Here is a 24,466-nt window from a genome sequence, read left to right on the forward strand (position 1 = left end):
CTTCGTGCTCGAGGGCGAACTCGATGATGTCGGCCCGGGTCTCGTCCGGAAGGCGGTTCCAGACAGAGCCCGGGTGCGGCGCTGCATCCTCCAGCCCATCGAGCCCGCTTTCCGACCAGCGGTCATGAAAGATACAGTTGCTTGGCCGGTGTCCACAAAACCGGCAGCAGGCCAAAACCGACCGGAAGATTCTGGATCACCCCGGCCCTAACGGCGGGGAAGGTCACTCGGACGACCCTCCGTTACGCCCCGGCCGAAGAGAAATCGGTCTCGCGGACAGGTGTCGTCTGCACCCCGTCAAGTCCGGCCTCCGAAGAGGCCGGAGCAGATCTAGGCATCGGTCACGGGGACCTCATTCGCAGGCAAAGCTGGCGGCGTGGGCAGGATCGTCCCCCTTGTAGCGCGCGACTGTCGGCCAGGCGCAGAGTTTGCGCGTCACGTTGCCAAGGGTGGCGCGGCCTTCCTGGTTGCGCGCGGTCACGCCGGCGACAACGTGATCCGGCGCGGCGCCGTTCTCGACCCAGTCGACCAGCGGCGTGAAGAAATCCATCTCGTCAGTCGAGGGCCCCCCCGCGCCGTGTGGCATGCCGGGCACGACGAAGAGCCGTGCAAAGGATGCGGCGGTGCCGTCATTGTTGGCGTCGAGCGCCTCATACCAGGAGACCGTGTCGAGCACGGAGAAGACCGGATCGGCCGCGCCGTGGAAGATCATCAGCTTGGTGCCCGCCTCTTGTGCCGCCTCCAGCTTCGGATTGTCCGAGCCCGGGGGCGTCATGAAGTCCATGGCGCTTTCGGTGTAGGTGTCGTCGGTGGCGTGGATCGCGGCGGCGTCTTCGGCCAGATCGAAGTCGAGCAGATACTGGAGAAGCGCGTCGTTGGCGCCGTCAACCCGCGTCGGCGGCGTGGTGAAGACCTGCGCCAGCGACGGCGCGCCCAGGACGACGATGCGGGGATAGTTGTCCCATGGGCCGACGTTGCTTTCCAGCTTCCAAAGGCGGTAGTTGCCCGAGGCCATGCCGGGATCCCAGGCCCACTCGGAATAGAGCTGATTTCCTTCGGCGTCCTTGGGCCCGGCCTGGATGGTCTGCAAGGCCGTGACCTGCGCGGTGTCGAGGCAATCCGCGTTCTGCCCCTCGGTGCATCGCAGCGCGGTGACATCGAACGCGCCCTGACAGGCGGTCATGTCCTGGACGAAGCCGTCCTCCAGACCGTCAAGCCCGTCACAGGCGGCGAGGATTCCGCTTTGCAGGAGGGCCATGTCGTCGGGGCTGAAGGCGGTGCGGATATCGCCCGTCACCGCGGTCAGTGCCTGCACGTCCAGGGCGTGTTGCACGGCGGCACGCGGCAGGTTGAAGCCGGGATAGCCGATCAGCAACCCGTCGAAGGCGTCGGGCATGCGTGCGGCCGCCACCATGGCATGGCGTCCGCCGTTCGAGGAACCGCCGCCATAGACGAATTCGGGCGCGCTGCCGTAATAGGCCTCGGTCATGTCCAGCGCTACCGGGTGAAGCTTGGCCACCGCCTGGTAGCCGTAGTCGGCCCGCGCCTGGGGATCGAAGCCGAAACGCGAGGCGCCGGCCATGCCGGCATCGGGATGTGTCCGCCCGTCATGGCCCGCGTCCGACGAGACGACCGCATAGCCGCGTCGCAGCGCCGTCTGCGAACGGTCGCCGGACTTCAGATCGCCTGTCGCCGGGACCACATTGCCGTCATTGCCGCCGTTGAACTGGTGGTAGAAGTCGCCATTCCAGTCGTCGGGCAGCCTCAGGTTGAAGGTGATCGCATATTCGTTGCCGTCGATGCCGGTATGCTGGCCGATCCGCGCGGTGACCGAGCAGTGATCTGCCGGGGCCGGCCCGGCGCGGCCCAGGTCGGTGCCGGCGGCGACGGGCTCGGCGCCGATCAGTTCCAGCCCGTCGAGGCCGAAGCTGTCCGCGGTGACGGCACTGCAATCCTGCGCCTGGGCATGGGCGCCGGCGGCGCTGAGGCCGAATAGCGCGGCAAGTGTCGCGGTTCTGGCGTATGTCATGTTGGGGTCTCCTCCTGTGTTGGTCTTTCGGGCCGTGGCCCGTCCGTCATGCCGCGCTTTGCCACGCCGGAGCCGGGCTGAGCACCCGCCGGGACAGACGGTCGATCTCGGCGCTGCCGGACACCGCGGCGCTACCGGACACCGCGGCGCTGCCGGACACCGCGGCGCTGCCGGACACCGCGGCGATGCGGACCCAGACGGCGCGATAGAACAGATCGCCGGTCAGGTTCGCAAAATCATGCGCGTGCTCCGCCGGGTCGGCGGCCTGCGCCACGAAAGCCCGTGCCCGGCGCCATTCCTCGCGCAGCGCCATGACCTGCGGATGATCGGTGAGCCGCCCGATCAGCGAGTCGAAGGCATCCGCGCCCGCGCCGTCCTGCACACGCAGCCCGCGGGTGGCGGTGGCCTGCGCATGGATGCCGTTGGCGCCCTCGTAGATCGAGGTGATCCGCGCATCGCGCCAGGTCTGGGCGACGCGGTATTCGGTCAGGTAGCCATAGCCGCCCAGCACCTGGATCCCGAGATCGGCGGCGTGAAGCCCCGCCTCGGTGCAGAACACCTTGCAGACCGGGGTCAGGAAATCCACCAGCGCGCCGTTGCCGCGTGCCATCTCGACCAGGGTCACATGCACCATCGCCCGGGCGCCAAGCGCGAGGCATTTCTGCGTGTCCAGCATCCGGCGCACGTCGGCATGATCGGCCAGCACCGCGTCGCTCCCGTCGGATTTGCGGCCCTGCTTGCGCTCGGCGGCGTAGGACGCGGCGACAGCATGGGCGCGGGCCGCATGGGCGACGCCCTGCAACGCGACGTCGAGGCGGGCATGGTTCATCAGCGTGAACATCGCCTTGAGCCCTTCGCCCTCGGCGCCCACAAGCTCGGCCGGCGCGGCGTCGAAGGCCATCTGGCAGGTGGGCGACGCGTGCAGGCCCAGCTTTTCCTCGATCCGCGTGATCTTGATCGCGGCCCCGGCCTGCGACCTGGCTGTCAGGAACAGCGACAGGCCCTTGACCCCGTCCTCTGGCGCGCCGGTGCGGGCGAGGACGAGATGCAGGATGTCCTCGGACAGGTCCTGGTCCCCGCCCGAGATGAAGATCTTCTCGCCCGTCAAGCGCCAGAGTGCGCCGTCGCGTATGGCGCGTGTGCGCACCCGCGACAGGTCGGATCCCGCGCCGGGCTCGGTCAGGCACATGGTGGACAGCGCCTCGCCCGTGGCCAGGCGCGGGATCCATGCCGCCTGTTGCGCGTCGGTGCCGAAGCGGAGCAGGGTGGAGATCGCGCCGGGCACGAGGTTGCAGACCATCTGCAGCGCGTGATTTGCGCCGGAGAAGACCTCGGACACCATCGCCGAGATCAGTGCTCCCTGTCCCATGCCGCCGAAGCGCTCGGGCGCGGTCAGGCCCTGCCAGCCCATTTCGGACAGCTGCCGGAAGGCGTCCGCGAACCCGTCCGGCATGCGCACACGGCCATTCTCCAGCCGGCAGCCCTGCGCATCGCCCGGCGCATCCAGCGGGGCGATCACGCCTTCGGCGAAGCTGGCGAAGGCAGCCAGCACGTTACCGGCCAAGTCGTCATCCCAGTTCGGCAGCTCGGACGCGCCTGCGACGTCGCGCAGCGAAAATAGGATCTCCTCGATCGGGGCGGAAAAGGGGATCATTCGGCGACCCCCAGCAGGCGCATCGCGTTCTCCTTGAGAATGAGCGGGCGCACCTCGTCCTTGAAATCCGCCTTTTCGAAGGCGCCCAACCATTTCTCGGGCGAGATCATCGGCCAGTCCGAGCCGAACAGCATCTTCTTCTTGAGCAGCGAGTTGGCATAGCGCACGAGGATCGGCGGGAAGTATTTCGGCGACCATCCCGAGAGGTCGATATAGACGTTGGGCTTGTGCTGGGCGACGGCCAGCGCCTCTTCCTGCCAGGGGAAGCTGGGATGCGCGGCGATGATGTTCATGTCGGGGAAATCCACCGCCACGTCGTCGAGATACATCGGATTGGAATACTTCAGCCGCATCCCGTTGCCCGACCGCATGCCCGAGCCGACGCCGGTCTGCCCGGTATGGAACAGCGCCACGCAGCCATGCTCGGCCAGCACCTCGTAGAACGGGTAGGCCATGCGGTCATTGGGGTAGAATCCCTGCATCGTGGGGTGGAACTTGAACCCCTTGATGCCGTGCTCCTCGACGAGGCGGCGCGCCTCGCGCACCGCCATCTTGCCCTTCCAGGGGTCGATCGAAGCGAAGGGGATCAGGATGTCGTCATTCTGCCGGACAAGCTCCAGAACCTCGTCGTTGGAATAGCGGCGATAGCCCGTCTCGCGCTCGGCATCGACGGGAAAGATCACCGCGGCGATGTTCTGTTCCCGGTAATGCGCGGCGGTCTCGGGGATTGTCGGCGGGTGCTCCCACGGCGCGCCGAAATAGCCCGCCATCGTGCGTTGCAGGTCATCATACCCGTCATCGCTGTGGCAGCCGCAGGGTTCTTCGGCATGGGTGTGGATGTCGATCGCGCGAACCTTGGAAAAGTCGATCATGTCTGTCCTCCCTCACACCCGGATCAGGGCCGGGTCTTCGTTGTCGTAGAGCCGCTCGAGTAACTCGGCGCGTCGGGTGATGATCTTGCGCGTGTTGAGCGAGCCCTTGTCGGTGATCTCGCCATCCTTGAGCGAGGGCGGCTCGGCCAGGATGATCGCACGGCTGATGCGCTTGGCCGAGCCGGTGGCGGCGCGCGCCATGTCGCGCATCCGTTCCTCGATCTCGGCCTGAAGGGTCGGGTCGATCACGGCCCCTTCCGAACTGTTGTCGCCATGCACCTGATCGGGTCGGGGAATGATGAACAGGCCGATGGCGTCTCGGTCATGACCGCAGATCACCACGTCCTGCACCAAGCCGTGCAGCCGCTCGAGCGCGTCCAACCGCAGCTTGCCGGCCTGCACCCAGGTTCCGGTCAGCAGCTTGAAATCCTCCGAGACGCGGCCGTCGAAGGTCAGGCCGCGATCGGGATCGGCGTCATCGACAAAGCGCACCGCGTCGCCGGTGATCAGGAACCCCTCGTCGTCCAGGGCCTCCGCCGTCTTGTCGGGATCGTTGTAGTAGCCCGGCATGATGTTGGGGCCCTTGACGCGCAGTTCGCAGCGCATCTCGTCATCGGGCAGGAGCTTGATCTCGGTTCTCGGCAGCGGCACGCCGATCACGCCGGATCGGCCAATCGGTTCGTGCAGCATGATCGTGGCCGGCGCGGTCTCGGTCATGCCCCAGCTGGAGATCATCAGCGGCAGGCGCCCGCGCACCTCGCGCGCCATGTCCTCGAGCGCAGTCCAGACCTCCTGCGGCAGCGAGGCGCCCGCGTAGAAGATCAGGTCGAGATCGCGGAAATAGGCCTCGCGCAGCGCAGCGTTGTCCCGCATCTCGTGTACCAGCATGGAGAAGCCCACCGGCACGTTGAAGGCCAGCGTGCCGGGCCGCTCGGTGATGTTGCGCACGGTGTCGGCAAAAGCCTTCTTCGTCGGCTTGCCGCTGTCGATCACCAGCGTGCCGCAATTGGCGAGCATCATGTTGAAGTTGTGCGAGCCTCCGAAGACGTGGTTCCACGGCAGCCAGTCGCAGATCCGCGGCGGGCGATCCTTGAGGAACGGCAGGACCGAGGCCATCTGCGCCTGGTTGGCGCACATCATCTTCTGCGTGGTCAGCACGCCCTTCGGATCGGACGAGGAGCCGGAGGTGAACAGGATCTTGGCCACGGTGTCCGGGCCGACGGTCTCGTGCCTTGCGTCGACGGCGTCGGTCACCTCGGTGGCAAGCAGGTCGGCAAAGGCGGTCACGTCGCGCGACGCGCCTTCGGTGGCCGTGGCCACCACCTCCATGCCGTCGAACTGCGCCAGCTTCAGCGCGGCGGCATAGCGGCCGGCATCGTCGGTGAAGGCCATGGTCGGTTTGACCTTGCCTAGGACATAGGTCAGCCGGCCATGCGCCTCGGGGATCAGCGAATACTGCTCGGCCAGCGGCACCGTCGGTACGCCGGCATATTGCGCGCCGAAGGACAGGAGCGCGTGATCGACGGAATTACCCGAAAGGATCGCGATGGGCGTCTCCGGCCCCATCTCGCGCGCGATCAGGGCCGCTGCGATGGCGCGGACATAGATCAAGGCCTCGGCATAGGTCACGTCGCGCCAGCTTGCGCCGGCCCGCTCGCTCAGGAAGACCCGGTCGGGCGCCTCGGCTGCCCAGCGGTGCAGCCAGTCCAGCGTCCGTCCGGCCACCGGATCGGCCGGTACGTCGGAGGTCAGGTAGAGCGCGTCCGTCTCGCGCCGCATCGACACGGCATGCGGGACGAGGCGCAGCCCGGTGGTTGCGTCGATCATCCGTCCGTTCCCTTCCTGTGTTTTGCCCCGCTGCGCGCCGCGCGCACCAGAAGGTCCTGCAAGGCGCGGCGCTCGTCGGCGTCGAGATCGGCAAACAGCGCGGCCTCGTGCGCCTGCACTGCCTGCTCGGCCCGTGCCCAGAGTGCCTTGCCGGCCGGGGTGACCTGCAAGGCATAGGCGCGGCGGTCGGTCTGTACCGGCGTGCGCTGGACCGCGCCGGCCCGCTCCAGGTCGTCGACCACCACCACCACGCCGGACCGCTTGATGTTGAGCACCTCGGACAGCTGTGTCTGCGAGATGCCGGGGCTGGCCATGATCACCGCCAGCGCCGAGAACGTGCCGATGCGCAGGCCCAGCGGCTCCAGCGTCTCGGCCATGTCGTCCTGGATCTGCAGGTAGGCACGCTTCATGTTGTAGCCGATGAATTGGCGCAGCAGCATGTCGGTCTGTTTCGGGGGAACGGCCTTTTCAGGCGCGGCTTTCTCTTTCATGGGCGTGTCTCCTCAGTTCGCCACCAGATCCACCAGCCAGTAGCTGAGCGCCGGAAAGCCGATGAGTATGGCGATGCGGGTGAATTCGGCGGCGATGAAGGGTACAGTGCCGCGGAAGATCTGGGTCATGGGGATATCCCGGGCCATGGCCGAGATCACGAAGAGGTTCATCCCCACCGGCGGCGTGATCAGCCCCATCTCGACCACCACAAGAGAGATGATCGCGAACCACATGGCCTGCTGCTCCGGGACCAGGCCGAAATCCAGCGCCATGATGGTGGGAAAGAACACCGGCACGGTCAGAAGGATCATCGACAGGCTGTCCATCAGGCAGCCCATGACGAGGTAGAAGACCACCATGGCCAGCAGGATGGCCATCGGCGGGATGTCGGAGGCCCCGAAATATGTGGCGACCTCGATCGGCATCCGGCTGAGCGCCAGCGCCACGTTGAACAGGTCGGCGCCGAAGACGATGGCAAAGATCATCGCGGTTGACCCGGCGGTGGCGATCAGGCTTTCGAGGATCGCACCGGCGGTCAGCCCGCCTTTCAGCACGCCGAGCACCAGCGTCAGCACCACGCCGACCGCCGCGCCCTGCGCCGGGGTGAAGAAGCCGCCATAGATGCCGCCCAGCACGACGACGAAGATGATGACCACGTGCCAGATGTCGCGCAGCGACCGCATCCGCTCGCCGAAGGTCGATTTCTCGCTCACCGGGCCTTCCTCGGGGAAGAGACGGACATAGACCGAGATCGCGATCATGAAGCCGATCACGGCAAGGATGCCGGGCACCGTGGCAGCCAGAAACAGCTTGACGATGTTCTGTTCGGTGATCAGCGCGTAGATTATCAGCACGACCGACGGCGGGATCAGGATGCCGAGGGTTCCGCCGGCGGCGAGCGCGCCCGAGGACAGCGCGCCGGAAAAGCCGTGCTTGCGCATCTCGGGCATGGCCACGCGGGTCATGGTCGAGGCGGTGGCCAGTGACGAGCCCGAGATCGAGCCGAACATCGCGCAGCCCGCCACCGCGGCCATGGCCAGCCCGCCGCGAAGATGGCCGATCCAGGCCCGCGCGGCCGAGAAGATCGAGGCGGAGATGCCGGAATTCGTCGCAAGGTGGCCCATCAGGATGAAGAGCGGCACGACGGCAAAATCGTAGGACATGAACTTGTCGACCCAGGCCGTGCCCAGATACGCCAACAGTCCGGCCGTCGAACTGAGATTGACATAGCCGATCGCGCCGACCAGCCCCATCGCCAGCGCGATGGGCATGCGCAGGAAGATCAGAACGAACAGCGCGACGATGAGCAGGATGGCGATCGCGAAAGGGGTCATCGGCGTCCTCCCGGAGAGACGAGGTCTGGCCGCAGATCCGAGGCGGCGACGTAGAGCGCGATCACCGAGGACAGCCCGGTGCCCAGAACCGCCGGCACGTAGGCCCACCAGAGCGGCGCCCGCAACAGCATCGTGCGGTCGCCATAGCCGCGGATCTCGAGCAGCCCGTGAAACAGGCGCCAGCACAGCAGCGCCCAGACCGCCGCGAAAAGTAGCGTCCAGAGCGCGTCGACCGTGCGGTTGGTGGAGCGGGGCATCCAGTTCGTGAAGACGTCCACCATGACATGTCCGCGGCTCAGCTGGCACAGCGGCAGGAACAGCGACGCGCAGGCGGCGCAGGCCAGCTCGACCAGTTCGAATTCGCCGCGAAAGCCGCCCAGGCCGAGTGTGCTGCCGATCACCGACCCGGTCACAACCACTGCCGAGCCGAAAATGATCAGGCCGCCCAAGGCCGCAAGTGCGGTGCACAGGGCATGAAGGGACCGGTACAGGGGGGGCTCGCCCCCCTGTCGATCCCCGTTCGCGGGGACATGTCCGGACATGGCTCAGCCCGCGTCGAGCAGTTCGTTGGCCCGCGCCATGATGGCCGCACCATCGTGGCCCGCCGCGCTCAGCTTCTCGATCCAGGCGTCATGGACCGGCTTGGCCGCTTCCTGCCAGCGGGCGATCTCCGCGGCAGGGATCTCTGCGATCTCGTTGCCCTGCTTTTCGACCATCGAGCGGCCGAAGGCCTCGAACTCGTCGAATTGCCGGCCGATGCGGCGCGACAGCTCCATGCCCGATGCCGCCTCGATCACGCCCTTCACATCGTCGGACAACCCGTCGAACTTCCTCTGGTTCATGACCAGCGCGAAGGTGTTGGCATAAAGTCCGCGCGCGCCGGGCGCGGGCTCGGCGCTGTAGGAGGTCAGCTCCTGCAACTTGAAGGCCGGCACCACCTCGTAGGGCAGGCAGCAGCCATCGATCACGCCGTTGGACAGACCGACCACCATGTCGGTGACCGGGAAGAAGACCACTTCGGCGCCAAGAGCGGTAAGCATCTGGCCGGTCGCCTGGTTGGGCGCGCGCAGCTTGAGGCCCTCGAGATCCGCCTCGCTGGTCACCGGGGCATCGCGGGTGTGCAGCTTGCCGCCGTCATGGGTATGGAAGGCGAGCGGCTTCATACCGCGATACTCGCCCTCGCCGAATTCGTCCATCAGCGTGTGCAGCGCGACGCTGGACGCCTCGGCATTGGTCACCATGAAAGGGTTCGACATGGTCTCGGCAACCGGGAAGCGGTCGGGCGTGTAGACCGGCAGCGTCCACGCGATGTCGCAGATGCCTTGCCGGGTCTGGTCGGCCAGCTGGGGCGGCTTGCCGCCCAGCTGCATCGAGGGGAAGATCTGAACCTTGATGGCACCGTTCGAGGCTTCTGCCAGCTCGGCCGCCCATGGCTCGAAAAAGCGGGTGTGCATCGGCGCCACGCCCGGCAGGAAGTGGTGCAGGCGCAGCGTCACCTCGGCGGCGTGCGCGAGGCTCAGAAGCGCCGGGGTGGCCAGCGCGGCCCCCATCGAGGCCAGTACTGTACGGCGTGTGAACTTGGTCATTTCGGTTCCTCCCTTGAAATAAACTCTGATTAAGATGCTGCGCGTCAGCGGAAAACGGGCGGGCGTTTCTCCAGAAACGCCTTGAGACCTTCTCCGGCATCCGCGCTGGTCTGTGACACGGCGGCAGCAAGGCTTTCTGTGAACAGCCCGTCTGCGCGCGACATGTCCGAGATCCGGCTGATCGCCTGGATCATCATGAAATTGGAAAGCTGTGCGTTCTTCGCGATCTTCAGCGCGAGGTCCTTGGCCAGATCCAGCGCCTCGCCTTCGCCGACGGCATAATGCGTAAGCCCCAGTGCCAGCCCTTCGTCGGAATTGTACTTGCGGCCCGTCAGCATCATTTCGCACATCCGGTCGGCGCCCAGGATGCGCCCGACCCGGACGCTGGCGCCGCCACCGACATAGATCCCGCGCCGCCCCTCGGGCAGTTGGAAGATGGTCGAGGGCTCAGCGATCCGCACATGGGTCGAGGCCGCCAGCTCAAGGCCACCGCCGATCACCGCGCCGAACATCGCGGACACGACCGGCAGGCCGCTGAACTGGAGCACGTCCATCACCCGGTGCCAGTTGCGCGAATGGCGCATCGTGCCCTCGGCGTCGCGCGCGACGTGCTCGCTGAGATCGAGACCCGAACAATAGTGCCCCGCCGTGCCGGTGAGCACCACCGCGCGCACGCCTTCGGGCGGGGTGCCGAAGAAGGCGTCGAGCGCGTCGAGCAGCTCGTCGCACATCGCGTTGCGCTTGTTCGGACGGTTCATGGTGAGAATGGCCAGCGGGCCGTCGATTTCGACGACCAGAATGTCGTCCTCTGTCCTGGCGTGGGGCTGCGACACGAAGGCTCTCCTTATTTGATCGGCATGCGGGTGGCGGCGTCGAGACGGATCACCGTGCCGTTCAGCATCGGGTTCTCGACGATGCTCTGCACGAGACGCGCGTATTCTTCGGCGTGCCCCATGCGGGACGGGAATGGTACGTTCTGGAGGATCTCGGCCCGGACCTCGTCGGGTAGGCCGGAGCTCATCGAGGTCTCGAAGAGGCCGGGCGCGATGGTCATGACGCGGATGCCGAAACGGGCAAGCTCGCGCGCGGCGGGCAGGGTCATCGACACGACGCCGCCCTTCGACGCGGAATAGGCCGCCTGTCCGATCTGCCCGTCCTGATAGGCGACCGAGGCCGTGTTGACGATCAGCCCGCGGGTGCCGTCACCGTCCAACGGCGCGGCCGCGGCCATGGCGCGGGCGGCAATGTTCATCACGGTGTAGGTGCCCAGCAGGTTGATCCGCAATGTCCGCTCAAAGGCGTCGATGGTCAGGCCGCCGTCGCGCGGCAGGATGCGGCGCGCTGTGCCGATCCCGGCACATGACACGACAACCCGCGCGGGCCCGATCTCGTCACCGATCCTCTCAAAGGCTGCCTCAACGGCTACCTGGTCGGATACATCCGCGGCAATGGCTATCCCGCCGATACCGGCCGCGGTGGCTGCGGCGCCGTCCTCTGTCAGGTCGATGCAGGCAACCCTGGCGCCCCGGGCCGCCAGGTGCCGCGCCGTTGCGGCCCCGAGACCACTCCCTGCGCCCGTCACGGCAGCCGCCTGTCCAGATAGAATCATATTCGGTCCTCCCGCATTCTTTGTTCAACGGACGTATTGTTATGTCAATAAACAATTATCCAAAAGCCGTATCTGGCCGGCTTCCCAACCTCGGGGGACGTCCGATAGTGCGTCGCCGGCACCCTGAACCAGAGCGGGTACCGGGCCGTGCGCGCCACGCGCATTTGGTGGTGGCGAAGGGTCCAATTCTCGCCACGCCAGAACGGCGTCGGCCTCGAGACTCGGACTGACTGACCTGCGCCCGCGAAACCCCGCGCCGCGATGTAAAGGCTGCGCCAATTCCGAAGGAGCAGACACATGCGAAAGAGCCGTTTCACCGACTGGGGAAGCGTGGCACCTAATCGGAAACCGGAATTGGAATCGGGCCAAACCTTTGAAAACCGGGAGACCGGGAACCGAACGTTGAGGCCGCCATTCATTCCGGCGGTGATGCGCGGGTGGACCGTCGAGACGACCCTGAGGCAATCCCCCACGGCGTGCGGCTCAGGGGCGCGGGAGGGACAGGGCTTCGGTATCGGAATCGGGCCGCACTGGCTGTTTCCAATGCGCGGGGCCTGGCGTCTCAGGTCGGCCACGCTGCTGCCGCTGTCTGTCAACGGGATCATCGCGGGTGCGTCCTTCGCTCTGTGAATGGGAAGGTCACCGCCACGATAGCGCCGATGTCCGGCTCGGATGCCTGACTGCGGCACATCTCACCCGCATTAAAGTCGTCTACATCCATGGGCCGGAGGCGCGGCCTGGCCGGACGGCGCCGCGGTAAATTCGGGTGGTCGTGCCGTGAGGAATCTGCCGCCCTCAACCGCCGCCGAATTATTGCATGTCTCTATATAATCGGAGGGTCGTTGAGCGCGCGCGCCTGCTGCTCGTACCATTTTCGCGACTGTTGGCAACACCCGCGGGGCGAGCACATGACGACTCTCGACAGAGTTTCCGGCGCCATCACCAGATCCGAATCCTCAGTCATGGGGCCCCGCACGACGCGACGGCTGGCGACTGGTCTTTCGCTGGCAACGGCCTTCCTTACCGGTGGCGTGGCCGCGCAGGAGATGCGTTCGGCCTCGGCGCATCAGCATGGCACGAGCGCTGTCGAGATCGCGGTCGAGGGGAACGAGATCCAGATGCAGGTCTTCGCGCCGGGCGCCGATATCGTCGGGTTCGAGCATTCGGCAACCTCTGACGAAGACCGGCAGGCCATCGACGCCGCTCTGGAGGTGTTGTCCTATCCGCTGGCCCTGTTTGGGCCGCCGGATGCGGCTGGCTGCTCGGTCGCCCACGCAACTGTCTCGATGGCAAGCGACATGGCTGATGCGGGTGACGATCACGACCACGACCATGACAGCCCCGATGACCATGATGACCACGACGATCACGATGACCATGACGAGCATGGTGACCACGATGATCACGACGGACACGATGACCACGCGGGTCACGATGATCATGACGACGACCATGCTGGCGAGGCGCATCTGGAGTTCGTGGCGACCTATCATCTGGAATGCGCGCGGATCGGAGCGGTGGATCGACTTGCACTGACCTTTTTCGACCGGTTTCCCAATGCCCAGCGTCTCGAGTTCACCATCCTGAGCGCGGGCGGCGCCGATACGGCATCCGCCCAGCGTGGAGACGCCAGCATCTCCCTTGATTTCGACGGCTGAGCATGGCGGATGGCGGGATCCTTAGCATGACGGACGTGACCTTCCGGTGGCCCGGACGGCCGGGTTTTGCTCTGACAGTACCCGCCTTTGCCATGGCCAAGGGTGACGCGGTGATGATCGTGGGGGACAGCGGCAGCGGCAAGTCCACCTTGCTGTCGCTGATCTGCGGCACATTGCGGGCCGCGTCCGGCAGCCTTCACGTCGCCGGGACGGATCTGGGCCGGCTGTCCGCCGCGGAGCGCGACCGGTTCCGCGCCGACAGGATCGGGGTGATCTTTCAGCAGTTCAACCTGTTGCCCTATGGCAGCGTGCGGGACAACATCTTGCTGCCGCTGGTCTTTTCGCCCAAACGGCGCGGACGGGCGACGGATGTCGATGCCGAGGTCCTTCGACTCTGCACGGCGATGGGGCTCGAGCCCGAGGTAATTGGAATGTCGGCGGGTCGGCTGAGCGTCGGCCAGCAACAGCGCGTCGCGGTGGCGCGCGCCCTGATCGGACAGCCCGAACTGGTGGTCGCGGACGAACCGACATCGGCACTGGACCAGCGCGCCCAGACGGGCTTTCTGGATTTGCTCTTCGAGCAGATGCAGGTCGCCGGCTCCAGCCTGCTGCTGGTCAGCCACGACACGCGCCTGGGCCGCCGGTTCGACCGGGTCGAACGGATCGAGGAAATTGCCCTGACCGAACGGAAGGCGGCATGATCCTGCGGCTCGTCCTCGGGTCCCTGGTGGCGCGGGCGCTGACCGTCGGGTTGACGGTGCTCTCCATCGCGGTCTCGGTCGCGCTGTTCCTTGCCGTGGAAAAGGTCCGCACCGGTGCCAAGGACAGCTTTGCCGACACGATCTCGGACACCGACCTGATCATCGGGGCGCGCTCGGGTGCGGTGCAGTTGCTGCTCTACTCGGTGTTCCGGATCGGTACGCCGACGAACAACATGACCTGGGAAAGCTACGAAGAGATCGCCGGACACCCGGCCATTGACTGGATCGTGCCGATCTCGCTGGGCGACAGCCATGGCCAGTTTCGCGTGATGGGCACCACCAACGCCTTCTTCGAACGCTACCGCTATCGGGGGGGGCGTCCGCTGCGCTTCGAGCAGGGCGCGGCGATTGACGACCTGTTCGATGCCGTGATCGGGGCCGACGTGGCCCGCAGCATGGGATACCAGATCGGCCAGTCGATCATCGTCTCGCACGGGATCGCCTCGTTCAGCGACCACGAAGACACGCCGTTTCGCGTGGCCGGCATTCTGGAGATGACGGGCACCCCGGTCGATCGCACCGTGATCGTCAGCCTCGAGGGGATAGAGGCGATACACGTGGACTGGCAGGGCGGCGGGCGCCGACCCGGCGCGGCCACGCCCGAAAGCACGCTGCGGCAGATGTCGCTGGAGCCCGACGCGATCACCGCGGCCTTTGTCGGCGTGTCGTCCCGACTGGAGCTCTTCTCGCTGCAGCGCTGGATCAACACCTATCCCGAAGAGGCGTTGATGGCTGTGCTGCCCGGCGTCGCGCTGCAGGAGCTCTGGCAGGTCGCGGGCATCGCCGAGACGGCGCTGATCGGGGTGTCGGCCATGGTCATTGCGGCGTCGATCTTGGGCATGATGGCCGTCACCTTCGCCAGCCTGAACGAACGGCGGCGCGAGATGGCGATCTGGCGGGCCATGGGCGCCCGGCCGCGGTCCATCGTGGCGCTGCTGCTGGGCGAGGCGGTGCTGACCGCGACTGCGGGCGTCGCCGCCGGGATGGTGCTGCTCTATGCCGCGCTGGCGATCGTGCGGCCCTGGATCGATGCGGCCTTCGGGCTGTGGCTGCCGATCGACTGGCCCGCCACGCGCGAGATGCTGGTCATGCTGGCGGTGCTTGGCGGCGCCGCGGCGGCCAGCCTGCTGCCCGCCTGGCGCGCCTACAGACTTTCCCTGGCCGATGGAATGATGGTGAAAACATGACACAGACCTCCGTTCGCGCGCATCCGACCTCGTCTTCCGGCCCGTCCGGCCCGTCGCGGCGGGGGGCGACCGCATCGCGCAGGGGCATTCTGCAACTGCTTGGTGCCGCGGCTCTGTGGCCGGCCGCGCCGGCCCTCGCCACCGGCGATCCGCAACGCATCCGCTGGACCGACCTGATCCCAAACGGGCTGCCGTATGGGGAGATCGTCGGCCGCGGCTTCGTGGATGCCGAGGAAGACGTCTGGATCCCCGAGTTCGACGCCAATGGCAGCGCGCTCAACACAGATCTGGACGGCGCGTATATAGAATTGGCGGGCTACATGATCCCGCTCGAGCTGACGGCCGACGGGGTCACGGAATTCGTGCTGGTCCCCTATGTCGGCGCCTGCATCCACACGCCACCGCCGCCGCCGAACCAGCTGGTCTTTGCCAGCAGCGCGGTGCCCTGGCCGCAGCGCAACCTGTGGGACGCCGTGCTGGTGACCGGCAACATGCAGGCCCGGATGATGCGGACCGACCTCGCCCAGGTCGGCTACACGCTCGAGACCACGTATATCGAGGATTTCAAGAGATAACCCGAGAAGAACGCCGCGGCGCGGGACAAACATCCCGGAGCCTCGAAGGCGTCGGACCCATATCCCGAAGGAGGAGACTACAATGAGATCGTCATTCCTGATGGCGTCGGTCGCGGCCGCCGCGCTCGCCACCCCGGTGGCTGCGGTGGAGACCAGCGACATGATCGCCGCGCGCCAGCACATATTCGGTGCCGAACACGTGGACCCCGAAACAGGTGCCATGCCGGACGACAAGGTCATCGTGTCCTGGCTGTCGGCATCGTCCTTCGCCGTTTCGGTGGCCGGCAAGGTGGTCATGATGGACACCTTCCTGACCCGGCTCGAAGTCGAGCGCGGCCGTACCCCGCTGACCATCCATGACCTCGTGAACCTGAATGCGGATGCCATCACGCTGGGCCATGGCCATAATGACCATGCCGACAACGCCGCCTATATCTCGGCGATGACGGACGCGGTGATCTATGCCACCGAAGAGACCTGCAGCACCATGGATCTCGACTTCGCGCGGCTGTCGGCCGATCCGCGCGTCCAGGAGAACCCAGACTACGCCTTCCCCGAGGGCGCCTCGATCGACTGCGTCCCGGTGACCAGTATGGGGTCGACCCCGGGCACCGAGGTGGTCAACCTGACCTTCCTCGAACCGCAGGCCTGCGTGACGGCCTTCCGTCACCTGCATTCGCAGGCCGTGCCGCCCGATCCCGACTTCCCGCCGACCCCGGTCGAGATCATCGTCGACGACCGCGACGAGTATCTCTTCCCGGCGGGCACGCCCCTCTGGCCGCGGCGGGCCGCACCTGATTACGAACCGGTGGATCCCCGCCAGTTCGACAACCGCACCACGCGCGGCGCCCCGGGCGGCGGAGACGCGCTGTTCTTCAGTTACATGATGCGCGACGGCACGAATTTCTCCTTCGTCTACCAGAACACCGCCGGGTCCCTGAAAGAGGGCATCGGACGCGGATGGGACGGCACGCCCGAGGATGGCCAGCGGATCATCAAGGTGCTCGAGGATCTCGGACCCACCGACCTTCAACTGGGCACCGCCGCCACCGGCAACTTCGACAATAACGGGTTGCGAGACCTGATCATGTACCAGGACGCGATCGAGCCGAAAATCTACATCCCCAATCACATCACCACGGGGTCTCGGGCCAAGGAAGGCTCGTCGCTGTCGGTCTATGCCGGCTATGTCAACCAGATGGACCTGATGGGGGTGCCCGAGGAAGACCGTCCGCGCCTGCACTGGCTGGTGGACCCGGTCGACTACCTCAAGCCGATCGTCTTTACACTCGACAACCCGGCATGGGCCGATCCCGAGAAAAAAGAGATCCTGTCAAGCTGGTGTGCGCCCAGCGGCGCTGACGAGCCGACCATGGTGTCGCTCGACTAGGGCAGGTCTCTCAACGAAAAGGCGGCGGCGCGCAGGCGCCCCTGTCTCACGGACTTGCCGGTCGGGCCCCGTCCAGAACGGAGCCCGGTCTTCGGTGTCAGGCAAGCTGGAAGGTCGAAGCGATTGGTCGTGTCAAAGCAACTTGGCTTACTGCAGGGCAGGGGGCTGTTTGGCGTCTCGCGATGACCAAACGCGATTCCTTCATGTATTTCAAGACCAGCCCGGAGATCATCCGCCTGGCGGTGATGATGTACATCCGTTTCCCGCTGTCGTTTCGGAACGACAAGGGTCTGCTTCACGAGCGAGGTATCAACGTGAGCAACTAATCAGTCCGGTTCTGGTGGCGCAGGTTTGGACCGATGTTCGCGGCCGAGATCCGGAAGCGACGGTTCGAAGGCATGAGGACAAGCCTTTGGCGCTGGCACCTCGACGAGGTTTTCGTGAAGACCACCGGCGAGACGCATTACCTCTGGCGCACCGTGGATCACGAGGGCGAGATCCTGGAAAGCTACGTCACGAAGACACGCGACAAGAAAGCTGCGTTGAAATTCCTCAGGAAAGTCATGCTGAAGCGCGGTCGGTCAGAGGTGCTCGTGACCGATCGCCTTCGGTCTTACGGTGCTGCGCTGCGCGTGATGGGGACGGGGTTCCAGCAAAAGATCGGTTGCTTTCTTGACAATCGCGTGGAGAATTTGCTCCTCCCGTTTCGACAACGGGAGCGGGCGATCCTCCGCATTCGGCGGATGCGAAGTTAGAAATACATTTACGTCCGTTCATGCCTCTGTATACAATCATTTCAACTGAAAACGCGGTCTCTCAAGCCGGCACATCTAGACAGCGAACCGGGCCGCCGCTCTCACTGGGTGGCACGGTCTCTGCGTAAATTAAGGGACAGCCATCCTGCCCTTGCCGAGACAGGCTTGAAACAGTCTGACAGCAACGGCGGACGGCTTCGGCATCCAGCGCGTCTATACGGACGAACTCCAGCTGAACGAAACGATAGCCGTGCATGACGGAGATGTCGTTTGCGTGCCGCGCGGTCAGAATGCCTGCGGCGCACCGCACAGGTTCGGGACAAATTTACTCGATGTCATGGCGGGACCGCTGCGCAAGTGGCGCTGCGGCGTCACGCCTCCGGTCGAACACCTCATGTAAACAAGGCGTTCGCTTCCAAGAAAACAGAGCACAACGCCTAACCTTGCCAGCTTGCCGCTTGCGCAGAAATGCTCCGGCAGGGTAAACACATCTACTGGCGCGCGGTGGAGGCCTCGTGCGCTGGTACAGGCACTGCCGTTCTCGGACCGGGGAGATTCAGTTGGCTGACGACCCTGGCCGTCGCAGCCGGGCACCGGCTAAATCAACGACCCGGGTGTCGCGCGCTCTGCGCGATACGGCTCATACGGGGCTTGTCGGACTGAAAGCGGTTGCCGCGCGCCATGGAGACGACGCGATAGACGCACTTGTGGCGGCTTTCGTGATGTAGTCGCGGAATACACGGGGGACGCAATCGTCCCCCGAATCCTTCGCCGGGGTGCGGCTTTCTCGCGTATCACCCGCCGCGGTCGTCAATCCGCGCCACGGGCGAAATCGGAGGCGCCCATGCGTCCGCGCTGGATCAGAACCAGAACGACCGCGATGCCCACTCCGATCGCATCGGTTGTCCATCCGCCCGCGATCATGGTCAGTCCGCCCGCCCCAAGGGCTGCGCGTACCGCTGCATTGGCGTGTCCGAAGAACCAGCCCTGCACGGCGCAGGACAGCAGGTAGACGCCGACCAGCGCTGTTGCGGCGATATGCGCGATCTCGAACCATGTCCCCTCCAGCAACATCGCTGGCGAGTAGAAGAACATGTAGGGCACCACGAAGGCTGCGAGGCCGATCTTGAAGCTTTCGACCGAGGTCCGGATCGGGTCCGACCCGGCCAGTGCCGAGCCGGCATAGGCGGCCAGCGCCACCGGCGGCGTGATCGCCGACATCACCGCGAAGTAGAAAATGAACAGGTGCGCGGTCAGCGGCGCGACACCCAGATTGATGACTCCCGGCGCGATGACGGATGCCGCCACGGCATAGGCCGCCGTGGTGGGCATCCCCATGCCAAGGATGATCGACACGACCATGGCGAAGAACAGCGCGAGGATTTGGCTCTGGTCCGCCAGGGCCAGCAGAACGGTCGAGAAGCGCGAGCCGATGCCGGTCAGGGCGATGACGCCGACGATGATCCCCGCCGTGGCGCAGACCGCCACCAGTTGCAGAACCATGCGCGCGCCGTTGTCCAGCGCCTGGAACAACTGCCGCGGGCCCATGCGGTGTGGCGTCAGCCAGGACACCACGGCCGCGGTGATCATCGCCAGCGTCCCGCAGCGAATGACCGAGTATCCCGCGAAGAGCGCGTAGATCAGCACCACGATGGGCAGGAAAAGGTAGATCTGCTTGGCCAGTTTCGCGAGCTTGGGCAGCTGGTCTCGGGGCAGGCCCTTCATGTTCGCTTTCTTCGCCGCGAGGTCGACCATGAAATAGACCGAGACGAAGTAGATCACCGCCGGGATGATCGCGGCATAGACGATGTCCATGTAGGGAATGCCGGTGATCTCGGCCATGATGAAGGCGCCTGCGCCCATGATCGGCGGCATGATCTGCCCGCCGGTCGAGGCGGCGGCCTCGACCGCGGCCGAGGTCTGGTTACGATAGCCCACCTTCTTCATCATCGGGATGGTGAGCGAGCCGGTGGCCACCACGTTGCCGGCCGAGGTGCCGTTGATCATGCCCATCAGGCCGCTCGCGAAGATCGCCACCTTGGCCGGCCCGCCGCGGCGATGCCCGGCGGCGGCGAAGGCGAGATTGACGAAATATTCCCCCACCCGCGTGGTCTGCAGGAAGGCCGCGAAAACCACGAACAGAATGATGTAGGTGGACGAGATCGCGATCGGCGCGCCCAGCACGCCATTGTCGGTGAAGATGTAGGAGAAGAAGCGCTTCACGTCATAGCCGCGGTGCTCGAAGATGCCGGGCAGCCACGGGCCCGCAAAGGCATAGGCCACGAAGACCCCGGCGATGATGACCAGTGCCAGCCCCGCCAGCCGGCGGGTCAGCTCGATGATCAGCAGCACGCCGGTGATGGCCGACCACATGTCGCCGGGCAGGGCCATGGGCATCCCGGCGCGCAACTGCAGCTGCCGGGCGAAGAAGATCAGGTAGGCGGTAAAGGCGACGGCGGAGAGCGCCAGCAGCACGTCGCCGGGCGCGAATTGCATCCGTCCGCGATGCGGGAAGACCCAGCCATGCACGATGGCCAGCGCCGTGCCCGCGGTCAGCGGCAGGCCGAAGGTCGACATCGCCCAGGCCGGCGGCAGGGTTTCGCCCAGCACGGTCCCGTTGATCCAGACGGCGATGACCCCGACCAGCCCGTAGACGATCCCGGCCCCGGCCAGCACCAGCAGCCCCTTGGACAGCAGGCCTTCGCGCTGCGTTGCGTCGGCATCCTCTCCGAAGGCCTGCGAGCCGAACAGGAGGAAGCCCAGCAGCAGGCCGCCGCCCACATGGGTCAGGCGGTAGGCCCACGTTTCCAGCGGGTAGACGTTCATGACCAACAGGTGGAACACCGTGTAGGCCACGCACATCAGCGCGATGACCATGTTTCGGGTCCCGGTGAACAGCCTCTGGTTCGCGGCGACGGGATCGTTGTCGACATTGGCCCGTGCCAGTTCCTGCTCGATGGCGGACTTGCCCTCGTCCGGGGTCGGCTCGTGCGGCTGCGCGTTGCTCATGGGATCACTTTGCTCTTCGGAAACAGGGAAGTCCGGACGGGGGGAAGCCCCGCCCCGCCCGGATGACGTCACTGCAGTGCTGCGTGCAGCGTGATGGCGTTACTCGATCACCGGCACGTCATAGCCGTTTTCCTCGAACCAGCGGGCGGCGCCCGGGTGGAACGGGATGACCGAGTTCTTGCCCACGTTCTCCGGCAGCGTCTCGCGCGCGGCGGCGTGGTTCGTCATCATGCGCTCATGGTTTTCCATGGCCAGCGCCGTGATCTCGTAGGCGAGGCTCTCGGGCATGTCCTCATGCGCGATGGCAAAGTTCCACAGCGAGGTGGTCTCCAGCGGCTCGGGCTGGTCCTCGTAGGTGTTGGCCGGGATCGTGAAATCGGCCATCGCCGGCACGATCTCCTTCATGGTGCTGCGCGTCTCCTCGTCCATCGACAGGAATCGCACGTCGTTTTCCACCGCCAGCTGAGAATAGGCGCCGGTGGGCAGACCGGCCGCATAGACGAAGGCGTCAATCAGCCCGTCCTTCAGCTGGCCCGCCGTGTCCGAGCCGCCGGCGTTCGAGATGGTCACGTCGTCATAACCCTCGGCATTCTCGAAGAACCGCGTCCAGTAGGTGGCCGAGGTGCCGCCCGCCGGGCCGACGCCCACGCGCTTGCCCTGCAGGTCCTGGAAGCTCTCGATGTCCGAAGAGGCCAGAACGGCCGCCTGCAGCGGGGTCTGGTACATCGGGAACAGAGCGCGCACGGATTCGTGCGGGGTGCCCGGCATCAGCGGGCTTTCGCCGCGGCGCGCCTCGTCGGCGGGGCCGAGCGTGACGAAGCCCAGCTGGTGCTCGCCGGTCTCGACCAGCGTGACGTTCTGCACCGGGCCGCCGGTGATCTCGACCCCGGCATTGACGCCCAGTTCCTCGCTGATCATCGCGCCGAAGCCGGATCCGTACCCGAAATAGGTGCCGCCCTGGCTGCCGGTGCCGATGGTGACGCTGGACGGCCAGTCGGCATTGTCCTGCGCGGCGGCGGGCAGCGCGGCAACGCAGGCTGCTGCTGCAAGGAAAGTCGTGAATTTCATGGGTTTCCTCCTCCGTTGATGTCTCCGTGACACAGCGCTGTGCAGTCACGGCCTCCGGAACAAATCGTGGGCGAAAACACCCGTCCGACTCAATTCGGTACGGATTATATTCACTCATGATATAATCAGGCAGAGGCTTCGAGCGACTCCAGCTGCGCCTCCAGCACGGACAGGAAACTGTCGCGCAGCGGGTCTCGGGTGCCCCGCGCCCAGGACGCGGCCAGGATCAGCTTGGCCTGCGATGTGGCGTCGGTCTTGGCCAGCGGAATGAAGCGCACCCCCTGAACGCGCAGCCGCGCGGTCCAGCGCGGCACGATGGCAAGCCCGGTGCCCGCCGCCACGAGATTGACGATGGTCTGTTTTTCCTCCGCGATCTGCGCGACCCGCGCCGTCAACCCGGCGCCCATGAACAGCGACATGGTCAGATCGTGGGAATGGGGACGCGAGCGCCGGTCCGGCACGATCAGCGGCTCGTCCGACAGCTCGGCGATCTCGATCGTCTCCTGGTAGGCCAGCGCGTGGGCTTTCGGCAGGGCCACGACCGCAGTTTCGTAGAACAGGGTCCGAAAGACCAGCCGCGGGTCGCGGATATCGGGCGGCCGACAGAAGGCGATGTCCAGGCTGCCGCTCAGCAGCTTCGGAAGCAGGTGGATGGTCTTTTGCTCGACGATCTGGATTTCCAGATCCGGGTGCGCCTCGTGCAGGGGTTGCAGGATCTGCGGAATCAGCCCGGCGGCGGCGCTGTCGATGGCGCCCACCCGCAGCACATGCGCCTCGGCGCTGCGCACGGCGCGGGCCGTTTCCTCGAACGCCTCGGCCTGCGCGACCAGTGCGCGCGCATCCTCCAGTACGCGGTTGCCAGCCTCCGTCATGGTCACGGACCGCGTCGTGCGCCGGAACAGTTCCACGCCAAGGTGATCCTCAAGTTGCCGGATCTGCCGCCCTAGCGTGGCCGGCAGAATGTCCAGCGACTGCGCCGCCCGCCCGAAATGTAACGTCTCGGAGGCGGCAATGAAACATTTCAGCTGCGTGACGTTCATGCCTCATGACCCTCGCTTCCTTTGTCGCGAAAGCGTATATAATCTGATTGGAATTGAGAAGCCCGACGGCCCGCCTTTACGCTCGACCACAAACGGACCGCGCGTTCACGAGGAGGAGACAGCATGACGACCCCGAAAGAGGCCACGGCGGCAAGACAGGCCCCCCGGACCTACAGGATCGCCGCCATCCCGGCCGACGGGATCGGCCCCGAGGTGATCGCGGCTGGCTTGCAGGCGCTCGAGGCGCTGGCCCGCCGCGACGGCGGCTTTACCTTCGATGTCACCGAATTCGACTGGGGCTCGGAGCGCTACAAAAAGACCGGCGCGCTGATGCCCGAGGACGGGCGCGAGCAGATCAAGGATTTTGACGCCATCTTCTTTGGCGCGGTGGGCGCGCCCGACGTGCCCGATCACGTGACGCTCTGGGGCCTGCGCCTGCCGATCTGCCAGGGCTTCGACCAGTATGCCAATGTGCGGCCGACCAAGATCCTGCCGGGCATCACCTCGCCGCTGGCCGGTGTCGGGCCGGGTGATCTCGACTGGGTCATCGTGCGCGAGAATTCCGAGGGCGAATACTCCGGCAATGGCGGGCGCACCCACCAGGGCATGCCCGAAGAGGTCGGCACCGAAGTGTCCATCTTCACCCGCACCGGCGTCACGCGCATCATGCGCTATGCGTTCGAGCTAGCACGCTCGCGCCCGCGCAAGCTGTTGACGGTGGTCACGAAATCCAACGCGCAACGCTTCGGCATGGTGATGTGGGACGAGATCGCCGCCGAGGTGGCACAGGACTTCCCCGACGTGACCTGGGACAAGATGCTGGTCGATGCGATGACCGTGCGCATGGTCAAGGACCCCAAGAGCCTCGACACCATCGTCGCGACCAACCTGCACGCCGACATCCTGTCCGACCTCGCCGGTGCGCTGGCGGGCAGCCTTGGCGTGGCCCCCACCGGCAATATCGACCCCGAACGGCGCTACCCGTCCATGTTCGAGCCGATCCACGGCTCGGCCTTCGACATCACCGGCAAGGGCATCGCCAACCCGGTCGCCACCTTCTGGACGGCCAGCCAGATGTTGGATCATCTCGGCGAACCCGCCGCCGCCACCCGGCTGATGCGCGCGGTCGAGAAGGTCTGCGCCGACGGCATCCTGACACCAGATGTGGGCGGCACCGCCACCACGCAGCAGGTCACCGACGCCGTCTGCGAAGCCATCCGCGGTGAGAATATCTGAGCTGGCAGTGTTAAAGGAACGTGGGTTGAGGCGGGGCAGGGGGGCTGGGTAGCGCCAGTCCGTGGTGCAACGCGACCCTTTCAAATATTTCAAGACCAGTCCCGAGATCATTCGGCTGGCCGGGCACTGTCAAAGGAATCTGGTTTTCCGCCGGGCAGCTGGCTAATGCAAAGATGGGCATAGCGCATGATCGTCTGCTCCAGGTCTTCGCCACTTTGGAAGCGGTGGCTCTGCAGGACATCCTCAATCCGGCCGTTGAAGCGTTCGACCTGTCTGACGTCAGCGCCTGTGGGACAGATTTGAGGTTTTCGTAACGGAGGATTTCTGGATCATCGCAGGCACCAAGGAGCGAAGATGAGCCAGAAATCCGGAACATCCAAGGAC

19 protein-coding genes and 3 pseudogenes are annotated in these 24,466 nt (G+C 65.8%); 8 read left to right on the plus strand and 14 right to left on the minus strand.

What is annotated here, in order from left to right; translation table 11 throughout:
• Window positions 1-352 precede the first annotated feature (352 nt).
• The 10 genes from AVJ23_RS21205 to AVJ23_RS21250 all read right to left on the minus strand — a co-directional run bounded on the left by AVJ23_RS21205 (window position 353) and on the right by AVJ23_RS21250 (window position 11,403).
• A complete protein-coding gene (locus AVJ23_RS21205) occupies window positions 353-2,029 on the minus strand; it encodes a tannase/feruloyl esterase family alpha/beta hydrolase (protein ID WP_058864240.1) in 1,677 nt (558 codons plus the stop codon).
• A gap of 46 nt (window positions 2,030-2,075) precedes the next feature.
• Window positions 2,076-3,683, minus strand: a complete 1,608-nt coding sequence (locus tag AVJ23_RS21210; protein ID WP_084794861.1) for an acyl-CoA dehydrogenase family protein — start codon at window positions 3,681-3,683, stop codon at window positions 2,076-2,078.
• Window positions 3,680-4,555, minus strand: coding sequence for an amidohydrolase family protein (locus AVJ23_RS21215; RefSeq protein WP_058864241.1), 876 nt, complete (start codon window positions 4,553-4,555; stop codon window positions 3,680-3,682). Before AVJ23_RS21215 ends, AVJ23_RS21210 begins: the two co-directional genes overlap by 4 nt.
• A gap of 12 nt (window positions 4,556-4,567) precedes the next feature.
• Window positions 4,568-6,382, minus strand: coding sequence for a feruloyl-CoA synthase (locus AVJ23_RS21220; protein ID WP_058864242.1), 1,815 nt, complete (start codon window positions 6,380-6,382; stop codon window positions 4,568-4,570).
• Window positions 6,379-6,873 carry a MarR family winged helix-turn-helix transcriptional regulator gene (locus AVJ23_RS21225; protein ID WP_058864243.1) on the minus strand — a complete coding sequence of 165 codons (495 nt, stop codon included), beginning with the start codon at window positions 6,871-6,873 and terminating at the stop codon, window positions 6,379-6,381. Before AVJ23_RS21225 ends, AVJ23_RS21220 begins: the two co-directional genes overlap by 4 nt.
• Window positions 6,874-6,885: 12 nt before the next feature.
• Window positions 6,886-8,208 carry a TRAP transporter large permease gene (locus tag AVJ23_RS21230; RefSeq protein ID WP_058864244.1) on the minus strand — a complete coding sequence of 441 codons (1,323 nt, stop codon included), beginning with the start codon at window positions 8,206-8,208 and terminating at the stop codon, window positions 6,886-6,888.
• Window positions 8,205-8,657, minus strand: a complete 453-nt coding sequence (locus tag AVJ23_RS21235) for a TRAP transporter small permease (protein ID WP_240484762.1) — start codon at window positions 8,655-8,657, stop codon at window positions 8,205-8,207. The genes AVJ23_RS21230 and AVJ23_RS21235 overlap by 4 nt, the downstream gene beginning before the upstream one ends.
• A 96-nt stretch (window positions 8,658-8,753) precedes the next feature.
• Window positions 8,754-9,794 carry a TRAP transporter substrate-binding protein gene (locus AVJ23_RS21240; RefSeq protein WP_058864246.1) on the minus strand — a complete coding sequence of 347 codons (1,041 nt, stop codon included), beginning with the start codon at window positions 9,792-9,794 and terminating at the stop codon, window positions 8,754-8,756.
• Between the two features lie 44 nt (window positions 9,795-9,838).
• A complete protein-coding gene (locus AVJ23_RS21245; protein WP_058864247.1) occupies window positions 9,839-10,627 on the minus strand; it encodes a crotonase/enoyl-CoA hydratase family protein in 789 nt (262 codons plus the stop codon).
• 11 nt (window positions 10,628-10,638) lie between these two features.
• Window positions 10,639-11,403, minus strand: a complete 765-nt coding sequence (locus AVJ23_RS21250) for an SDR family NAD(P)-dependent oxidoreductase (RefSeq protein ID WP_058864248.1) — start codon at window positions 11,401-11,403, stop codon at window positions 10,639-10,641.
• A gap of 908 nt (window positions 11,404-12,311) precedes the next feature.
• Here AVJ23_RS21250 and zrgA point away from each other — a divergent pair.
• The 7 genes and pseudogenes from zrgA to AVJ23_RS22440 form a co-directional block, all read left to right on the plus strand.
• On the plus strand, window positions 12,312-13,061 hold the full coding sequence (zrgA, locus tag AVJ23_RS21260; RefSeq protein ID WP_240484764.1) for a zinc uptake protein ZrgA: 750 nt from the start codon (window positions 12,312-12,314) through the stop codon (window positions 13,059-13,061).
• Window positions 13,062-13,087: 26 nt separating this feature from the next.
• A complete protein-coding gene (locus tag AVJ23_RS21265; protein WP_240484766.1) occupies window positions 13,088-13,762 on the plus strand; it encodes an ATP-binding cassette domain-containing protein in 675 nt (224 codons plus the stop codon).
• Window positions 13,759-15,009, plus strand: a complete 1,251-nt coding sequence (locus AVJ23_RS21270) for an ABC transporter permease (RefSeq protein WP_058864252.1) — start codon at window positions 13,759-13,761, stop codon at window positions 15,007-15,009. Before AVJ23_RS21265 ends, AVJ23_RS21270 begins: the two co-directional genes overlap by 4 nt.
• Window positions 15,006-15,584 (plus strand): DUF3299 domain-containing protein, encoded by a 579-nt coding sequence (locus AVJ23_RS21275; RefSeq protein WP_084794863.1) that lies wholly within the window; start codon window positions 15,006-15,008, stop codon window positions 15,582-15,584. The genes AVJ23_RS21270 and AVJ23_RS21275 overlap by 4 nt, the downstream gene beginning before the upstream one ends.
• An 82-nt stretch (window positions 15,585-15,666) precedes the next feature.
• A complete protein-coding gene (locus AVJ23_RS21280) occupies window positions 15,667-16,974 on the plus strand; it encodes an MBL fold metallo-hydrolase (RefSeq protein WP_157772757.1) in 1,308 nt (435 codons plus the stop codon).
• 182 nt (window positions 16,975-17,156) lie between these two features.
• Window positions 17,157-17,808 (plus strand): annotated as a pseudogene (locus AVJ23_RS21285) (IS6 family transposase).
• 108 nt (window positions 17,809-17,916) lie between these two features.
• Window positions 17,917-18,129 (plus strand): annotated as a pseudogene (locus AVJ23_RS22440) (5-deoxy-glucuronate isomerase); the annotation flags it as partial.
• Window positions 18,130-18,539: 410 nt separating this feature from the next.
• Here the strand turns inward: AVJ23_RS22440 and AVJ23_RS21290 are convergent.
• From AVJ23_RS21290 to AVJ23_RS21300, 3 genes are all read right to left on the minus strand, one after another.
• On the minus strand, window positions 18,540-20,738 hold the full coding sequence (locus AVJ23_RS21290) for a TRAP transporter permease (protein WP_058864254.1): 2,199 nt from the start codon (window positions 20,736-20,738) through the stop codon (window positions 18,540-18,542).
• A gap of 99 nt (window positions 20,739-20,837) precedes the next feature.
• Entirely contained in the window at window positions 20,838-21,806 is a 969-nt protein-coding gene (locus tag AVJ23_RS21295; protein ID WP_058864255.1) for a TAXI family TRAP transporter solute-binding subunit, read from the minus strand.
• Window positions 21,807-21,931: 125 nt separating this feature from the next.
• Window positions 21,932-22,846, minus strand: a complete 915-nt coding sequence (locus tag AVJ23_RS21300; RefSeq protein ID WP_058864256.1) for a LysR family transcriptional regulator — start codon at window positions 22,844-22,846, stop codon at window positions 21,932-21,934.
• A gap of 123 nt (window positions 22,847-22,969) precedes the next feature.
• Between AVJ23_RS21300 and AVJ23_RS21305 the strand changes: the two genes are divergently transcribed.
• Window positions 22,970-24,082, plus strand: coding sequence for a tartrate dehydrogenase (locus AVJ23_RS21305; RefSeq protein ID WP_058864257.1), 1,113 nt, complete (start codon window positions 22,970-22,972; stop codon window positions 24,080-24,082).
• A gap of 152 nt (window positions 24,083-24,234) precedes the next feature.
• On the opposite strand, the pseudogene AVJ23_RS23675 reads toward AVJ23_RS21305, so the two are convergent.
• Window positions 24,235-24,351 (minus strand): annotated as a pseudogene (locus AVJ23_RS23675) (integrase core domain-containing protein); the annotation flags it as partial.
• Window positions 24,352-24,466: the final 115 nt, after the last annotated feature.

The organism is Pseudoponticoccus marisrubri, from assembly GCF_001482405.1.
GTDB classification, from domain to species: Bacteria; Pseudomonadota; Alphaproteobacteria; order Rhodobacterales; family Rhodobacteraceae; genus Pseudoponticoccus; species Pseudoponticoccus marisrubri.